10 protein-coding genes are annotated in these 14,630 nt (G+C 66.2%); 4 read left to right on the forward strand and 6 right to left on the reverse strand.

The genetic code is table 11. The features are described from left to right. From IE187_RS16930 to IE187_RS16945, 4 genes are all read left to right on the forward strand, one after another. Positions 1-476, forward strand: a 476-nt coding sequence (locus tag IE187_RS16930; protein WP_229839467.1) for an MBL fold metallo-hydrolase, incomplete at its 5' end; no start/stop codon positions are given. A gap of 263 nt (positions 477-739) precedes the next feature. Beyond that, positions 740-913, forward strand: a complete 174-nt coding sequence (locus IE187_RS21410) for a hypothetical protein (protein WP_229839468.1) — start codon at positions 740-742, stop codon at positions 911-913. Positions 914-1,246: 333 nt separating this feature from the next. After that, on the forward strand, positions 1,247-4,543 hold the full coding sequence (locus IE187_RS16940) for a S8 family serine peptidase (protein WP_189677210.1): 3,297 nt from the start codon (positions 1,247-1,249) through the stop codon (positions 4,541-4,543). A 222-nt stretch (positions 4,544-4,765) separates the two neighbouring features. Beyond that, positions 4,766-5,206, forward strand: coding sequence for a hypothetical protein (locus IE187_RS16945; protein WP_189677211.1), 441 nt, complete (start codon positions 4,766-4,768; stop codon positions 5,204-5,206). 495 nt (positions 5,207-5,701) lie between these two features. Here the strand turns inward: IE187_RS16945 and IE187_RS16950 are convergent, their stop codons facing one another. From IE187_RS16950 to IE187_RS16975, 6 genes are all read right to left on the reverse strand, one after another. Further along, positions 5,702-6,232, reverse strand: a complete 531-nt coding sequence (locus IE187_RS16950; protein ID WP_189677212.1) for a hypothetical protein — start codon at positions 6,230-6,232, stop codon at positions 5,702-5,704. Continuing rightward, entirely contained in the window at positions 6,229-11,211 is a 4,983-nt protein-coding gene (locus IE187_RS16955) for a DUF11 domain-containing protein (RefSeq protein WP_189677213.1), read from the reverse strand. The genes IE187_RS16950 and IE187_RS16955 overlap by 4 nt, the downstream gene beginning before the upstream one ends. A 79-nt stretch (positions 11,212-11,290) precedes the next feature. Then, positions 11,291-12,379, reverse strand: coding sequence for a hypothetical protein (locus tag IE187_RS16960; RefSeq protein WP_229839469.1), 1,089 nt, complete (start codon positions 12,377-12,379; stop codon positions 11,291-11,293). A 42-nt stretch (positions 12,380-12,421) separates the two neighbouring features. Beyond that, positions 12,422-12,895, reverse strand: a complete 474-nt coding sequence (locus tag IE187_RS16965; protein ID WP_189677215.1) for a DUF11 domain-containing protein — start codon at positions 12,893-12,895, stop codon at positions 12,422-12,424. A gap of 11 nt (positions 12,896-12,906) precedes the next feature. Beyond that, complete coding sequence (locus tag IE187_RS16970; protein ID WP_189677216.1) at positions 12,907-13,809, reverse strand: hypothetical protein; 903 nt, start codon at positions 13,807-13,809, stop codon at positions 12,907-12,909. A gap of 216 nt (positions 13,810-14,025) precedes the next feature. After that, positions 14,026-14,598: a hypothetical protein gene (locus IE187_RS16975; RefSeq protein ID WP_189677217.1), complete on the reverse strand. Its 573-nt coding sequence runs from the start codon at positions 14,596-14,598 to the stop codon at positions 14,026-14,028. Positions 14,599-14,630 lie beyond the last annotated feature (32 nt).

Raw genomic sequence — 14,630 nt, forward strand, 5'->3', positions numbered from 1 at the left:
TGACCATCTGGCTCGGCACCCGAAAAATCCTGATCCAGCCAGTGCTCGGCCACACCGGGGGCGACCTGATCGTCACTGTACCTGATGCAACGGCCGTGTTCTGCGGTGATATCCTCTGGCGCCATGTATCGCCCAATATCATCGACGGCGACGTTGCGAGGTGGATCAGCACCGTGGCCGGGATGCAGCACGCCAAAAACGCCAGCACCACCACCTTCGTCCCCGGGCATGGCGGAGTGGCAACGCTCAGCGACGTCGCCGACTTCCAGCTCTATCTCGCCGACTTGCGAAGCCTTGTAAGCCGTGCCCGCGATCGCGGACTCTCAGGCAAGGTCTTGGTCGACGTCACGTTGCCCGAGTTCGCACAGCAGCATGGCGACTGGGCGGCATTCGTCCATTTCGCGCCGCTCGAACTCGGTTACATGGACGACGAATTGGCGGGTCAGAAGCGTCGACCGCAACCGGAGGGTCAATAGCGTCGTGACCCAATACCGGTGATTCGCGCGTTGGCTTGCGCTTCTCAACATCCGTTCCTCAAACGCTGAATTGGCGGTTACACTCTGCTGATTACGCGTTCCAACGGCATCCCTTCGACCCCGCGCAGAAGTCCATGCGGGTTCTCGAAGGACTTGCAAGTCTCCGCGTCGGATTCCCTGCCGCGGCAACGCCGCAGGACAAGACCAAGCGTCTGTTAGGCGAACTGGCCGACGCACCCGGCTCCTAGGGACACGAGGAAGCGGTGCGCCGCGTAATGCGCCGCGAGTTCATGCCACTGGCCGACCAGAGTACCCATGACGGCGTAGGTTCGGTCATCGCGCAGCACGGGACGAGCGGCCCGACGGTGATGCTCGATGCGCACATGGACGAGTTCGGCGGTATGGTCCGCCGGGTCACGCCTGCGGACGCAGAGTGATATCGAGTTCGCCGCCATCGCAACCGCGCGCGCCTTCTGGCTCCGATAGCGCTGTCGTAAAGAGCGCTGTGACAACAGAGCCACTATGACGATAAAATTTTTTATCGTGCGAAGACAGCCCATTGCCAGCTCGAGCAAAATGACAAAAGTGTCATGACTGAGAATAGGGCGCCAGAGCGCCAGCTGGGGGAGTTTTTTTACGTGGGCATGGAATCGTATCGTACGTCGTTCCGTCTGGTCTTGTCCGCCGCATTTCTGGGCACGGCGCTAACCGGGCTTCCGGCCACCGCGCAGACCCGTAGCCCGCCGCCCCCACCCGCTGGCGGTTATTACATGGCGAATGGTACACGCGCGACCGACTATAACGCCGCGCTCGCGTCCTGGCGCAACGACCCGCAGTTCAAGGTCGATTATTCCAAGGCCTTCCTGGGCATCGAATATGCCTATGTCCTGGGCCTGACCGGCGCGGGGCAGACGATCGGCGTCAACGATGGCGGCGTGCTGTTCAGCCATCCGTCGTTCTCCGGAAGCGGCAAGATCTCCGGCCTCCGCACCGCCGCGCCCGCAGGCTATGGCAACGATGGCCTGATCAACCCGCGCACCCCGTGGGATTATCACGGCACGCACGTCGCCGGAACCGTCGCGGGCAACCGTACCGCCAACGGCGTGATGTTCGGCAACGCCTATGGAGCCAACATCCTGGCGGCCACGATCAATTTCTCAGCGGGCGACTTCCTATGGGCTCGGGACGTCGGGATCGACGGCCTGACGACGGTCTCGGACCCGCGCCAGAATATCGTTGACCTCGCCAACACCGGCAAGGTTCGCGTTATCAACAACAGCTGGGGCGTTAGCACGTCTGCGCCCTACACCCTGTCGCTGACGCAGGCGAAATCGACCTTCGCGCAAACGCTCAACGGGTTCTATGACCCCGTGCTCAAGAACGATGTGCTGGTCGTCTTCTCGGCCGGCAACGACGCGGGCGCACATGCCAGCCTCGATGCGGTGACGCCGCTCAACGACCTGCGCCTGCGCTCGAACTGGCTTTCGGTCGTCAATTACCAGGCAAACGGGATCGCCGATCCCAGCTCCAGTCTGTGCGGCCAGACAGCAACGTGGTGTGTCGCCGCACCGGGTAGTCAGATCGTCTCAACCTTCAACGTCACGACGCTCGACCGTGCCGGGGTCCAAGCCAAATACACGCGCGCTATGTATCCGGCGATCTACAGCGCGACGACGGTCGTCGGCCTGCAGAACGCTGCGGTCAACGCCTGGATCAACGTCCTCAACGGTTTCCTCGACCGACAATTCGCCGCGCAACAGGCTGGCAAGACGTTCGACCTGAATGCGGAAAGCACCGCCCTCGCGCAGCAGGCGGTCGGCATCTCCTTGGCCTATGGCGCGCGCTTCACCAGTGCCGATCCCGACGGCTACACCAGCCGCCTCGCCGGGATCGTCTCGGCCAACACCGACATCCTCGGCGTCGATTTTTCGAAGATGGTGCTGACCAAGGCCAATGCGCAGCTGCAGGCCGATATGAAACAGTTCCTCACCATCACCGGCCCGGGCTATGGCGTGCTGACCGGCACGTCGATGGCAGCGCCCAACGTATCGGGCTTCGCGGGCGTGCTCATGAGCTGGTTCCCCAACTATAACACCGGCCTTATCTCCGACATCCTCGTGTCGAGCTCGAAGGACCTCGATACGCCGGGTGTCGACCTGAAATCGGGCTGGGGCGCGCCGCAGATGGACGTGGCCCTCCTCGGCCCCACCGCGCTGCGCCAAACGCGCGAGGTCAATGTGCTGACGGGCGGCGTCGACGTCTGGAGCAACAACATCCAGGACGCCCGCGATCGCTATTCGGCCGAGGTGCTGGCGAGTTTCCCCGGCGACATCGGCGGCCTCACCAAGCGTGGCCGAGGCGAACTGATCCTGTCGGGCACCAACAGTTACAGCGGCTTGACCCGCATCGAACAGGGAACGCTGACCGTCAACGGCGCCCTGACCCGCTCTGCGCTGACCGCCATCGGGGGCGGCACCGTCGGCGGCACCGGCACGATCGCCTCGCTCACTGCGGCAAGCGGCGGCATCGTCGCGCCGGGTAGCGTCGCCGCCATCGGCACGCTCAACGTCTCCGGCACCTCGACCTTTGCAGCCGGCAGCCAGTATCTGGTAGACGTCGGCATCAGCGGTACGTCGGACCTGATCGCCACCAACCGCGCAGTTCTCAGCGGCGGCACCGTGACATTGCGTCCTACTGCCCGCGATCCGCGCTTCGGCGACAGTTATACGATCCTGACCGCCACGAACGGCATCACCGGAACGTTCGGCGACACCACGTCGCTCAGCGCAATCCTGTATCCGCTGCTGAGCTACGGCCCCACGGCGGTCACCGCCAGCGTCGCGGCACGCCCCTATGCCAGCGTCGTCGCCAACACGCCGGTGCAGACCGCCTATGCCCGCCTGCTCGACGGCAATCGCGCCACGGCCTACAACGCGCTGCTCGGCATCTATGGCGGCCTCGACCTCCAGTCGGCCTCCACGATCCAGGCGACGCTGGAAGGCCTTGCCCCGCGTGCCGAAACCACGAAGCGCGCGATTGGCACCGTCGCGACCGACAATATGGCGCGCTTCTATCGCGAGCGCATCTCGGCGATGGCCCCCGCGACGTTCGAGGGAGGATCGGTAGCGACGATCGGCAAGCCGATGGAATTCGCCGCCAACGCGATCGCAATGCCCGGGCAGGCGGCGATGGTCAGCGACACACCGGCGACGACACTGCAGGAAAATGTCCTGCCAGAAAACGCCGCAATCTACCTGGCGGGTGGCTATCTCGACGGGTCGAGCGCATCGATGCCCTTCACCGTGCCGCAGACCGGACGTGATCGGTTCGATGGTTTCTACATCGCGACTGGTATTGAGACGCGGGTGAGCGATACCAGCATGCTCGGCTTCGGCTTTTCCTACACCAAGATCGACGGCAAGCCGAACGCGGGTCAGACCGCGCGGGGCGAGTTGATCCAAGGTACGCTGTACGGTCGCATCGGCGGCACGCTCGGCCCTTCGTTCGACGTACAAGCCAGCGCAGGAGTGTATAAGGCGCGCACTCGCCGCACCGGCACTTTCCTGGGCACCGTGCTCGACCTGCGCACCCGCGACAATGCGCTCGCACTGTCGAGCGAGATCGGGGCGAGCTACAACGCTGGCAGCGAGGCGCTGCGCTTTGGCCCGCGCGTCGCGGTCCGCGTCAACAGCATCGACTTCACGCCGACCGTCGAAACCGGTACTGGCCCGGCGCTCGCCTTGGCGAAGGACAACTACCGCAGCATCCAGGCCCGCGCTGGCCTGCAACTCGACGGCGGCGCACAGAGCCTGCGTCCATTCGCCTCGGCCTATTATGTCCACGATTTCCAGGATCGGTCGAATGTGTTCCTGGCAGGCTTTGCAGGTGGCACACCGCTCCGCACGCCCTTCGCGGTTGCCAACCAGGACCGCGATTGGGGCGAGCTGTCGGCGGGCCTGTCGTACCGCACCGGCAATGCGACGTTCTCGTTGTCGACCGACACGACGATCGGGCGCAGCGACGTGCGCAACCAGGCCTATCGCGGTGGTCTGAAACTATCGCTTTGATCCGACGGTTTGATTCATAAAGGGACGGTAGGCCGATCACTCCGCCGTCCCTTTGTGAATGCTGGCCATTTAAAGACAAATCCCGGTCGGGTAGACCCGAGACAGCCTTTGCGGTCCTGTTCTTTCCCCCCTCCCACTGTATCACCATGGAGAAAGTCCGGGGTGACGGCTAAAGCGGGACCGGGTTGGCGGCTCGAAAGTCACAGCCGAAAGGAACCGCCGATGCCAGTGACCGTGCTGAGCGCCCTTGCGCTGACCCAGGCGTTTTCCCTGCCGACGACAGTCCCTGCGCGCTTCTACAACCGTCCCGGCGCAAGCAGCGCGGCGCGTGACGCTGACCTTGCTCGTTGCCGCGCGATCTCCGTTGGACCAATGGGCGACGATACTCGCCCCGCCGTCGTTCAGGACCGCCGGCTCACCCCGCCGATCGGCACGGCCTCGGAGCAACCCAGACCGATTGCGCAGCCGGTCGACGCCATCGCCGATTGCATGAGCGACCACGGGTGGCGCCTCTACGCGCTCTCTGCCCGCGATCAGCGCACGTGGTTGCGCCTTGCCCCCACGGCCCGCGCCCGCCTTGCTGACACGCTCGTTGGCGCAAGCGTTCCTCGCTGGGGACAGCTGATCCGGCCGGCGGTGAGCCTACGTCTGACGCGGCGTTAGCGGTTTTTACCCGTCACTTGAGGTGCTCAGTTGCTAATAATCATAGGAAACGAATGCAGCTGAGTAGTTGATATGGATAATAGAATGTCGCACTCTTAATCAGCGCGTGCTCAGTTCGAGCCCAAATGCTTCCACCATTCCTCGCAATAGCGTAGCGTCGATCTGGAGCGACAACGGCCCCCCGTTGCGGCAACCCCCTGCCACCTTTCTGCGCCGAGTTGACGGGGCTGCCGCGTCTCTTCAAATCGTGCCAAGACGTCGGCTTTCGGGGTTCGAGCGCGCTGGCGGCGTTCGAACCAGCCCTCTGCCGCGTCCGCGAATTCGGAAACCATTGGCGCGACAGCTCGTGGATGGCAGGAACGCAGGGAGCGGATGATCCTGGGTCGGCAAAGCATCCGACGTCCGCACTTACCGCTAAGGAATATGGAACATCACCCCCTGGTCGGAGAATTGCGGCTGGCAACTTGGCGTGACGCAGCAGCCGTGGCGCCCATATCAGCGAATCATCACGCGGTACCGGATCTGGAAACTCCCGAGCACCTTGAAATTCGAGCGGGGTTTGATCCGGATCGCGCGGACCCGCGCATCATAGCCGTTGGCGTCGGGCACCGGCGCGTAGCTCCAGCTCGTACCGTCGTAAAAGTCGAAGCAATCACTCGTGCTGGCGAGCGACGCGTACGCGCAAGTCAGCCCGCTCCCGAGCAAGCCGATCAGCCCGCCATCGGCAAATTCGATCGGCCCGACCCCGCTGGTGAGATCGGCCACCCGCAGGATCACGCTTGTCGGCAGGACATCGTCGATCTGCAGCGCGTTGACGGTATTGATCGTATTGCCGACCGGGTTGGTGAACACGACCTTATATTCGACGATCGCGCCGGGCAGCGACTTCGGCGCTGCGTTGCCGAGCGGATCGGACAGCACGGTCGCGGTCTTGGTGGCTGTCAGGTCCGCACCCAATGCGCGGCTTGGAACCAGCAGCGCACAGGCCGCGATCAGGCCGCGCCAAGCGAAGGAGGCGCGCATCACCGCCCGACCCCGAAGAGCGCCCGCCCGGCGCGGCCGAGCGAGCCCTGGTCGAACTTGAGCCGCGCGGTCACATAGCCCCCGGCGCGCGAATAGCGGTCATCCTCGAAATCGCGGTCGCGATAGCCCGCGACGTTGTAGCCCGCGGTGATCCACATGTTCCTGGCCGGGGAAACGCCGATCGTCGGACCATAACTGTACGACACCACCCCCCGCGCCCAGGCGTGCTGCGCCGACGCCTGCACCCCGATATCGAAGCGACGCCCGACATCCTTGCGCACATCCACGCCGATCGCATCGACATAACCAGTATAATTGTCGCTGCCGAAACTGCCGCGGACCCATTTCGACCCGTAATAGACCGTCGCTTCGAGCCCATGCCCCCGCCCCTCATTGCCCGTGCGATAATTGAGCGCGAGGTTGTTGATGACGCGCAGCGTCGCCTCAAAGCCGCCGCCATACGACGAGACGGCGAGCACATTGCTGCTGTCGATCCCGGCATCGGCATGTTCCTGACGGAGCTGCAGCCGTTCGAGCACCGACCAGCGACTGTCCTGCGGCCGCAGCGCCAGCGCCAGATCGGCGTTGAACGACGCCGCCGAGGCGCCGAAGCGATCGGTGAGCGCGGCATAGCGGACCCCCGCCGCGAGCGTCCGCCCCTGGCCGAGCGTGCGCAGGAAATCGCCGGTGATCGTCCAGCGCACGTCGCGGTCCGAACGGCGATGCTCGAGCCGGCCGTGGAGCGACCAGAGTTCGGCACGATACCCGGCGCCGACCGTCGCCGCGACATAGTCGCCGTCGTTCTGATACGTCCCCGCGGTCGCGCCGTTGGCGGTGCTGGCAAAGGCGTCGATGAACGCGCCGGTCGGCACCTTGCCACGCACCGTGGTGCTCGCATCGAGCGTGACGTCGATCGTCCAGCGCTTGCCGATCGGCAGCGACTGGGCGAGGCCGTATTGCGCGTAGGTGCGCCGGCCATTCTCGCCGATCGCCTGCTGGTTGAGCGTCGACATCAGTTTCGCCCCCGTCCACGGCGCGACATCGAACCCGACGCGCGCGGTGCCCACGGTGAAATCCTTGCCCTGCGCATATTCATAGCCGCCGAGCAGGCGGATGCCGTCGCGCACGCGCCACGCCGCGGTCAGCTGCTGGCGCAACGGGAAGTCGACGCTCGCGCGCTCGCCGCCGGGTGCGATTTGCGCCTGTGCGCCGAGCTCGAGCTTGCCGCCGAACAGCGCCTGCGTGCCCCCCAGCGTCAGCAGCCGTGAATGACGCGCCTGCCCGTCGATGCCGGTATCGTCGGCAAAGGTGCCACCGACGAACAGCGTGCCCGTCGCGCGCCGATATTCGAGCCGCGCCTCGGCAGCATTGCGAGCGCCCGGGCCATCGAGCTGGACCGCGTTCCACGCGGTCAGCGTCATCGAAAGCTTGCTGCCGAGTGCGACGCGGCCATCGATCCCGAACTTGCGCGTTCCCGCCTCGACGACGTTCTGCTGCCCGAGCCCGAATGTCTGGTCCTGGCTGCGGCCATAGACCAGCACGTCGAGCCCGCCGCGGTGCAATTCGGCCTCGCCCAGCCAGGCGCGCCCCGCGCCGATCCCGCTCTCCCCGCCCGCCGCATATTCGGCGCGGATTTCGCTGTCGACGGTGGGCTTGGCCTTGAGATCGATCCCGACGACGGTGCCGTTGCCGACCGTCGCGTCGCGCAGCACGCTCGCGCCGAGCTGGACCCTGCCCCCCGCCAGCCGCGTCGTCGCGCGGCCGCCCGCGGCGAGCTTGCGCAGCGTGCTTTCGGTTTCGTAATCGACGACGATGAAGACCGGGTTGAGCGCCGCATCGCGCCCGAGGATCGGCTCGCGAAAGCGGATCGTTCCGGCGGCGGGATCGATGTCGTAATCGATGTGCCGCGTCATCTGCGTACTGTTGAGGATGCGGTCGGGGCGGATCCGGTCGCGCACTTCGAGCCGCAGCTGATCGCTATTGGGCACGATGTTGCGGCCCGACAGGCGATACGGCCCCGACAGCCCGTTGCCCTGGATCTCGTCGCGGCCATGGAGCTGATCGGTATTGGCGGCAAAGGCGCTGAACATCAGCCGGTTGCCTTGATATTCGGCCTTCACGCCGTTGAGCGTGCGGCTGTAGCGCGTCAGCTGCGTCTCGGTCAGCCCGGTCTCGAAATCGCCGAGCAGCGCGTAGAGGTTGCGCCGCTCGAGCCGCAGATAGAGCTTGCGCTGCGTCGCCGCGTCATAGCCCTGCGCGCTGCCGTCGCCGTAGACGGTGTAGTAGCGATCGGGGTCGATCTGGCCGAGTAGCCCGCGCGTACGGTCGATCTTGCGGTCGCTGTCATAGGCGAGCGTCATCAACCACGAGCCCTTGATCCGCCCCTTGGCGTAAAAAGCGAGCTGCCCGTCCCTGACCACGCCGCCGCGCATCCGCGGCGGCAGCGATCGGGTCCGCGTCGACAGCGTGTCATAGCCGATCGTCCCCGCTCCGAAGCCGACCACCACCCAGTCGCGCGTCGAGGCGGCGAGCCAGGCGCGCACGTCGCTCGTCCGCACCGTCTTTTCCTGCGTCAGGCTGATCACGGCATGCACCGCGCCGGCCTGCGTCGTCGGCTGGAGCGCGATGAAGGCAAGTCCGTCGTCGCCGATAACGCGCGCAGTGTTCTGCGCGCGGCCCTTGCCGGCGAGCTGCCGCGCTTGGTCGAGTTCGACTTCGATCGCGGCGGTATAGGGCTGATCGACCTTGAACGGGACGAGCGTGCCGTCGCGCACCGGATGCCCGTTCCGGTCGGTCACGCGCACTGCGATCAACGGGCGCGTCATGCCATCGGCGACGAGCCGGCTGGCGCCGGGAACGAGCACCACGCGGTCAGCGATGCTCGCCGAGCGCACGGTGCGCGCCAGCGTCGCGACGACGCTGCCATCCGCCGCGAGGACGCGCACCGCGATCCTATTATCGCCGTCTTTCAGCGCGATACCCGACCAGCGTGCCAGCGCGATCGTCTTGTCGGGATTGACCTCGGTGGTGTCGAACAGCAGCGGATCGACCGGCTCGCCGTTGACGACGAGCGCGACGCGCTGCCCCGGCAGATGCTTGACGACGACGCGCGTGACCGGCGCACGGGGATTGTAGTCGGGCGTCGGAAACAGCAAGGCGACGCCCGGTTGCTGGCCCGCAAGCCAATCGCGGTCGCCCGCCGCGTAGGCGCTGCTTGCGACGCTGATGGGCAAGGGCTCGGCCGCCGCGGCCTTCACGCCGGTCGGCCGCAGCTGGAAATCGACCCGCTTGAGCAAGCCGCCCTCGGCCTCGACGAAGCGCGAGATGGCACTGCCCGCGGTGCGCGTATCGCTGTCGCACGCGACCGGTTGATAAGACGCAGGGATGCTGTTCGTGTCGATCTGGACGACGTGGCGGCCCGGGCGGATGCCCTCGACGTGATAATAGCCGTCGCGGTCGGTCGCGACATAGGTCCCGTCCTCGAGCAGCAAGCGGATCCCGGGGATACCCTTGCGCCCGCGATCGGGATCGCCGCAGCCGCCCTCGGTGACGCGGCCGATCAAGGTGAACCCATCGGTGAACAGCAGCGGCGTGATCCGCACTGCGGCGGCGGCCGCGTTGCTCGTCGTGCCGGCATTGCCCGAGGCGAGCACGCGGTTGACGGCCTCACCCGCCGGCGCACCGGGCGCGACGGTCACGACATAGCGCATATCGAGCGTCGCCCCGCCCGCAACCGCGGGAACGGTGAAGTCGAGCCTTCGCCCATCGCGCGACACGGCGGGTTCGTCGGCTCCACGCGTCGAGCCGCGTTCGTAGCGCAGCCCGGGCGGCAGGATGTCGGTCAGATGCACCCGCAAGGCGGCATCGCGTCCACGATTGGCCAGCGTGATCCGATATTGCACGAAATCTCCAGGCGACGCCTCGCGCACCGAGGCGACCTTGGTCAGCACCAGGCTGGTGTCGCCGGCACGGTCGAGCGGTATGTCGACCGAAAAGGGATCGGGCGTCGTCAGCGTGAAAGCACGGCCGAACGACCCGTCATTGATCAGGAAACTCGCGCCCTGCGGGTCCTTCACCGCCGCAAGCTCGGCCGGCGTCTTGCTCGAGGGCGCGACATAGGGCGTCGGCGGCGCGATCTTGAGGTGATATGTGCCGAGCGCGACATAGGGGAAGCGGTAGTTGCCTTGGGCAAAGGTGTAGCTCCGCCCGCTCGCATCGGTCGCCGTGCCGCCGCTGACGACGCTCGACGGGTAGCGGCTGATCCCGTCGTCGCCGAAGACGATGGCAGGCTGGTCGTTCGCATCGAGCAGAGTGATGCGAGCGCCGTTGATGAGCGCCCCGCTCGCCGAATCAAAGACATAGCCCGCTGGATCGACCAGCACCGAATTGGTCGAGCCATAGCTGTACTCGTCTTCGGCGAAGCTCAGCGTCAGCCGCTCCCCGCGCACCCGCGTCGGGTCGCAGGCGGCGGTCGCGGGATCGCTCCCCGCCTCGGGCAAACCGCCGGCGAAGACGCCGGTATCAGGGCCGGTCTCGAGCAGCATGACTCGGCCCGCATAGGTTTCGGTCGAGACGGTGATGCTCGCGATTTCGCGCTTAAGCGGATCGCGATTGCCGCCGGGATTGTCGAGCACCAGGATCACCGGGATGTCGATGTCGAGCGCCTTGAGCGGCGGTGCCGCCGCGAGGGTCGCGGCATCGATCGGCGCGGGGGTGAATTGGAGCGTCGGTGTCGTCTGGCACGACAGGCCGGTGAGCTGATAGCCGACCGGAAGCAGGCGGAAACTGAGCGACGTGGGACGCTTCGTGCGATCGACATCGACGGCGACGGGGTTCGACGCCACGCTCTGTCGGCCGTTCGGCGCATCGAAGCCGAGCGTCGCGATATTCGCGATGCGCGCGACCTCCTGCGCCGTCGCCGGGGCGACGGACGCCAACCCCAGCAGGGCGGCGAAGACAGAAAGGACGCGCAGATCAGGCATAGGCGGGGAGTCTCCGGCGCGCAGGAATCCTTGCGCGCCGAAGCACGATCTCCTTGGTCGTGGTGCTGCGAAGCCGGGGCTAGTTGATCGTCACCCGGAAGGAGACCGCGACGGTGCCGCCGCCGATCACCGTGCCGATATTGGCGATGATCGCATTGCTCGGCGTGTCATAGCTGCCGGAGAAAGGCGCGGTGATCGTCGGCAGCAAGGTGCAGGTCCCGCCCGGCAGGCCGATCGCGAGCGAACCCGGCACATAGGTGGTGTTGACCGGGATCGGATCGGTGATGGTGACACCGTTCGCAGACGCGGTGAGCGTCGCATTGTTGGCGAGCATGCAATATTGCACCACCGCCCCGGGAAGCGCCTTGGGGTTGGCGGCGTTGACGCCGTCGGACAGGATCAGCGCGGTCTTGTTGACCGTCAATGCGACGTTGCGTGTGCCGATCGCATAGGACGCATAAGCCCAGCCCTGACCGTTGCGGACGATATCGACGCCGAGCCCGTCACTGTCGCCATCGGCGAACACCACATCGACGCTATTGTCGGCATTGCCGAGGTTGAGGTCGGTCGGAACCAAAGCGGTCCCCTGCGTCCCCGTGGCACCGCCCCCGGCGGCGATGACCTGGAGGGCGACGTCGGCCTGGTTGATCGTCGCCGTCGCGGGAATATCGCCGACAATGAACACTTCGATCGAGCCATCGGGGGCGAGCTCGTCGATGAACGTCGCCGTGTCGACGCCGGGGTCGTAGGTGCCGTTCCTGTTCGAATCGACATAGATCTTGAGGTTGGTCAGATCGAAATCGTCGGTCCCGGTGAGCAGACCGCCGATGATCCCCGTCTGATAGGCGTTGAGCAGGAAATCCTGCGTGCCATTGGTCGTGTTGGTGACCTTGAAGCTGGTATAGGCGCCGGTCTGGCTGAGATTGACTTGCGTCGCCCCGGTCTGGTCGCGGATCACGGTGAAATTGACCTTGCGATCGACGACGAAGCTCGCCGTGGTCGAGTTGGTCGTCTGCGTCGTGCCGTTCACGCTGTAGGTGACCGACGCGGTATTGCTGACCGTCGTTCCCGCCGTCGTGTTTTGCGCCGCGGTCTGGGCATGCGCTGCGCCCGAGGCGAACACCGTCGCGGTGCCGGCCAGGAGGAATCCGTAGGTGGTACGCTTCACAATCTTCACTCCCTGTCAGATCTACGCTTCAGAAAAAAAGGGTTATTTGAGAACGGCCTGGAAGGAGAGCTGCCCCTGTGCTCCAGCCGGCACGGTATTGGCGAGGCGCCAGCGCACGCTGGTGACATCGTCGGGCGCGGCGGCGCGTGTGGCGCCGTCGGCGAGGCGGACGCGCAGCGTCGCGAGCGGGCCATAGGTCTTGCCGTCGACCGACACGTCGGGCGCGGCCGAGCTCTGCGACGGACCGCGATAGGCGATCGCCGCGGGCACTGGATTGTCGAGCACGATGTTGCCGATCGGCTGGCTGCCGGTGTTGCGATAGCCGAGCACGAAGACCACGCGGTCCCCCGGCACGACCCTCCGCGCGGGCACGAGCGCGACACGCACGCTGCCATCGGCGGCGCGGGTCTTCTGCTCGGTCAACACCTTGGCAGTGACCTGCAGCGGCCCCGCCGCGCCGGCGGGGGCCGCAAGCAGGCCGGTCATCACCCAGAAAGCTGTCGAACGCAGGTACATGGCATGTCTCCTCACAAGATTCTCACGCTGAACTGGACGATATGGCTGCCCGCTGTGGCGAGATCGCCGAGCCGGACGTGGATCGCGGCCGCATCGGCGGTGCCCGGGTCGGCATCGGCGCGATCGCTCAGCGCGACCGCGTCGAGCGCGAGGCTGTCGGCGAGATAGGCGGTACCGGCGGGGATCGGATCGTCGATCGTCACCCCGCGCGTCGGACCAGGCAAGTCGGCGACGAGCGTGTAGGTGATGATCGCACCGCGGATCGCCCAGCTGCTCCCATCGGGCGCCTTGACCGTCTGCGATTTGGCCAGCGTGGGTTGGGCGACCGCCAGCGACAGCGTGCTGACCGCACTCGCCCGGGCACCCGTCGCCCCGACGACCGCATCGCTCCCGTTCGCGCCGGCGCCGGCGAAGACGGTGCCCGCCGCGCCGCTCCCGGCATGCGCGGTGACGGTCGCGGTGATCGTCGCCGCCGCGGCAACTTGCGCGCCGTCGATCAGAACGAAGATCCGCGCCTGTTCGCCCGCGGCGAGCTGCAGCGTCAACGGCGCCAGGGTCGGATCGCCAGCGGCGTCGAACGTCGCATCGCGATTACGATCGAGCGCGACGCGATCGACGGCGATCGCCTGCTGGCTGCTTGCGATCGTGAGCGCGAAGGTCTGCGGGCCGTTGCCGCTATTGGTGACGAGAAACGGCACAGCGAGCTGCGTCGCCGATTGGACGGCAACGCTCGGCCGCTCGGCCTGGATCGTGACGTCGAGCAATTCGGCCGCCAGCAGCGTGACGGTATTGGACGCGACGCGTTGGGTGCTGCCATTGGCCTCGAAGGTGAGCGCGGCGGTGTTGACGATCGGGGTCCCGGCTGGGACCGCGGCGCTTGCGGGCATCGCCGTGACGAGGGCGAGCAAGAGCATCAACCAAAGGCTGGGCAGCCTCGGCTTGCGTTGCGCGGCGACGACGGACTTGGGGCGATGCGGCACTTCTCACCTGCACAATTGAACGTGCAGACGTTGCGCGGCATTTCAGGTTAAGCAGGTCCTACCGAAGCCGCCTGGTTCTCCCGGCTTCGACCAATGTCTAAGTCCCTGGCAACAAAAGGCTGCAGCGCGCGCCCGGAATGGCACGGGCTATCACGTCGCTGCGAAGCGAGGATCGCGCTCGATTTGAGCGAGTGCGCGACGCGCGTCGCGCCAGGCTATGGGGAGGATTGCGGCATCACCCTGCGCCAAGCGCTGCCAACTCGCGTTGACCCGGCCAAAGCCGAGCGTCCCCGCGATGCCGGCGAGACGGTGCAGCTCGTCCGCCGACGGCGTGGTGCCAAGCGCGACCAAGGCATCGGCCAGCTGCCCGCCAAACCGTGCGACCATCGGGGCGATCGAAGCCTCGCCAAATGTGTCGATCAAGCGCTGCGCACCCGCCAGCTCGCCCGCGGGCCGCCACGGCTCGACAGCGGCGATCAGCGCGGCGGCAGTGGTGGGTATGGCGATGTGTCCATCAAGTCCAAGCGACGCGAGCGCGTCGATGGCTAGCGCATCCCGCGTGAACGCCAAGATCGCCGTGCTGCGCACGGGTCTGCCGGCGGCGCGCAATGCCAGTACCGCGCTGTCAGCGCCGCCGCTCAACTGTTGGTCGAGCAAGATCAGATCGGGCCTGTACTGCTGCGCCAGAGTCAGCACAGATGTGCCGTCGTCCGCCTCGATCACGTGCCAATCCGCATCGGACAGGACATTTCGAA

This window comes from Sphingomonas glacialis (genome assembly GCF_014653575.1).
GTDB lineage: Bacteria > Pseudomonadota > Alphaproteobacteria > Sphingomonadales > Sphingomonadaceae > Sphingomonas > Sphingomonas glacialis.

Bases quoted from the DNA above. Each gene is read 5' to 3' on its own strand.
- IE187_RS16940 (WP_189677210.1), top strand. From the start codon at position 1,247: ATGGCGAATGGTACACGCGCGACCGACTATAACGCCGCGCTCGCGTCC.
- IE187_RS16945 (WP_189677211.1), top strand. From the start codon at position 4,766: ATGCCAGTGACCGTGCTGAGCGCCCTTGCGCTGACCCAGGCGTTTTCC.
- IE187_RS16955 (WP_189677213.1), bottom strand. From the start codon at position 11,211: ATGCCTGATCTGCGCGTCCTTTCTGTCTTCGCCGCCCTGCTGGGGTTG.
- IE187_RS16965 (WP_189677215.1), bottom strand. From the start codon at position 12,895: ATGTACCTGCGTTCGACAGCTTTCTGGGTGATGACCGGCCTGCTTGCG.
- IE187_RS16970 (WP_189677216.1), bottom strand. From the start codon at position 13,809: ATGCTCTTGCTCGCCCTCGTCACGGCGATGCCCGCAAGCGCCGCGGTC.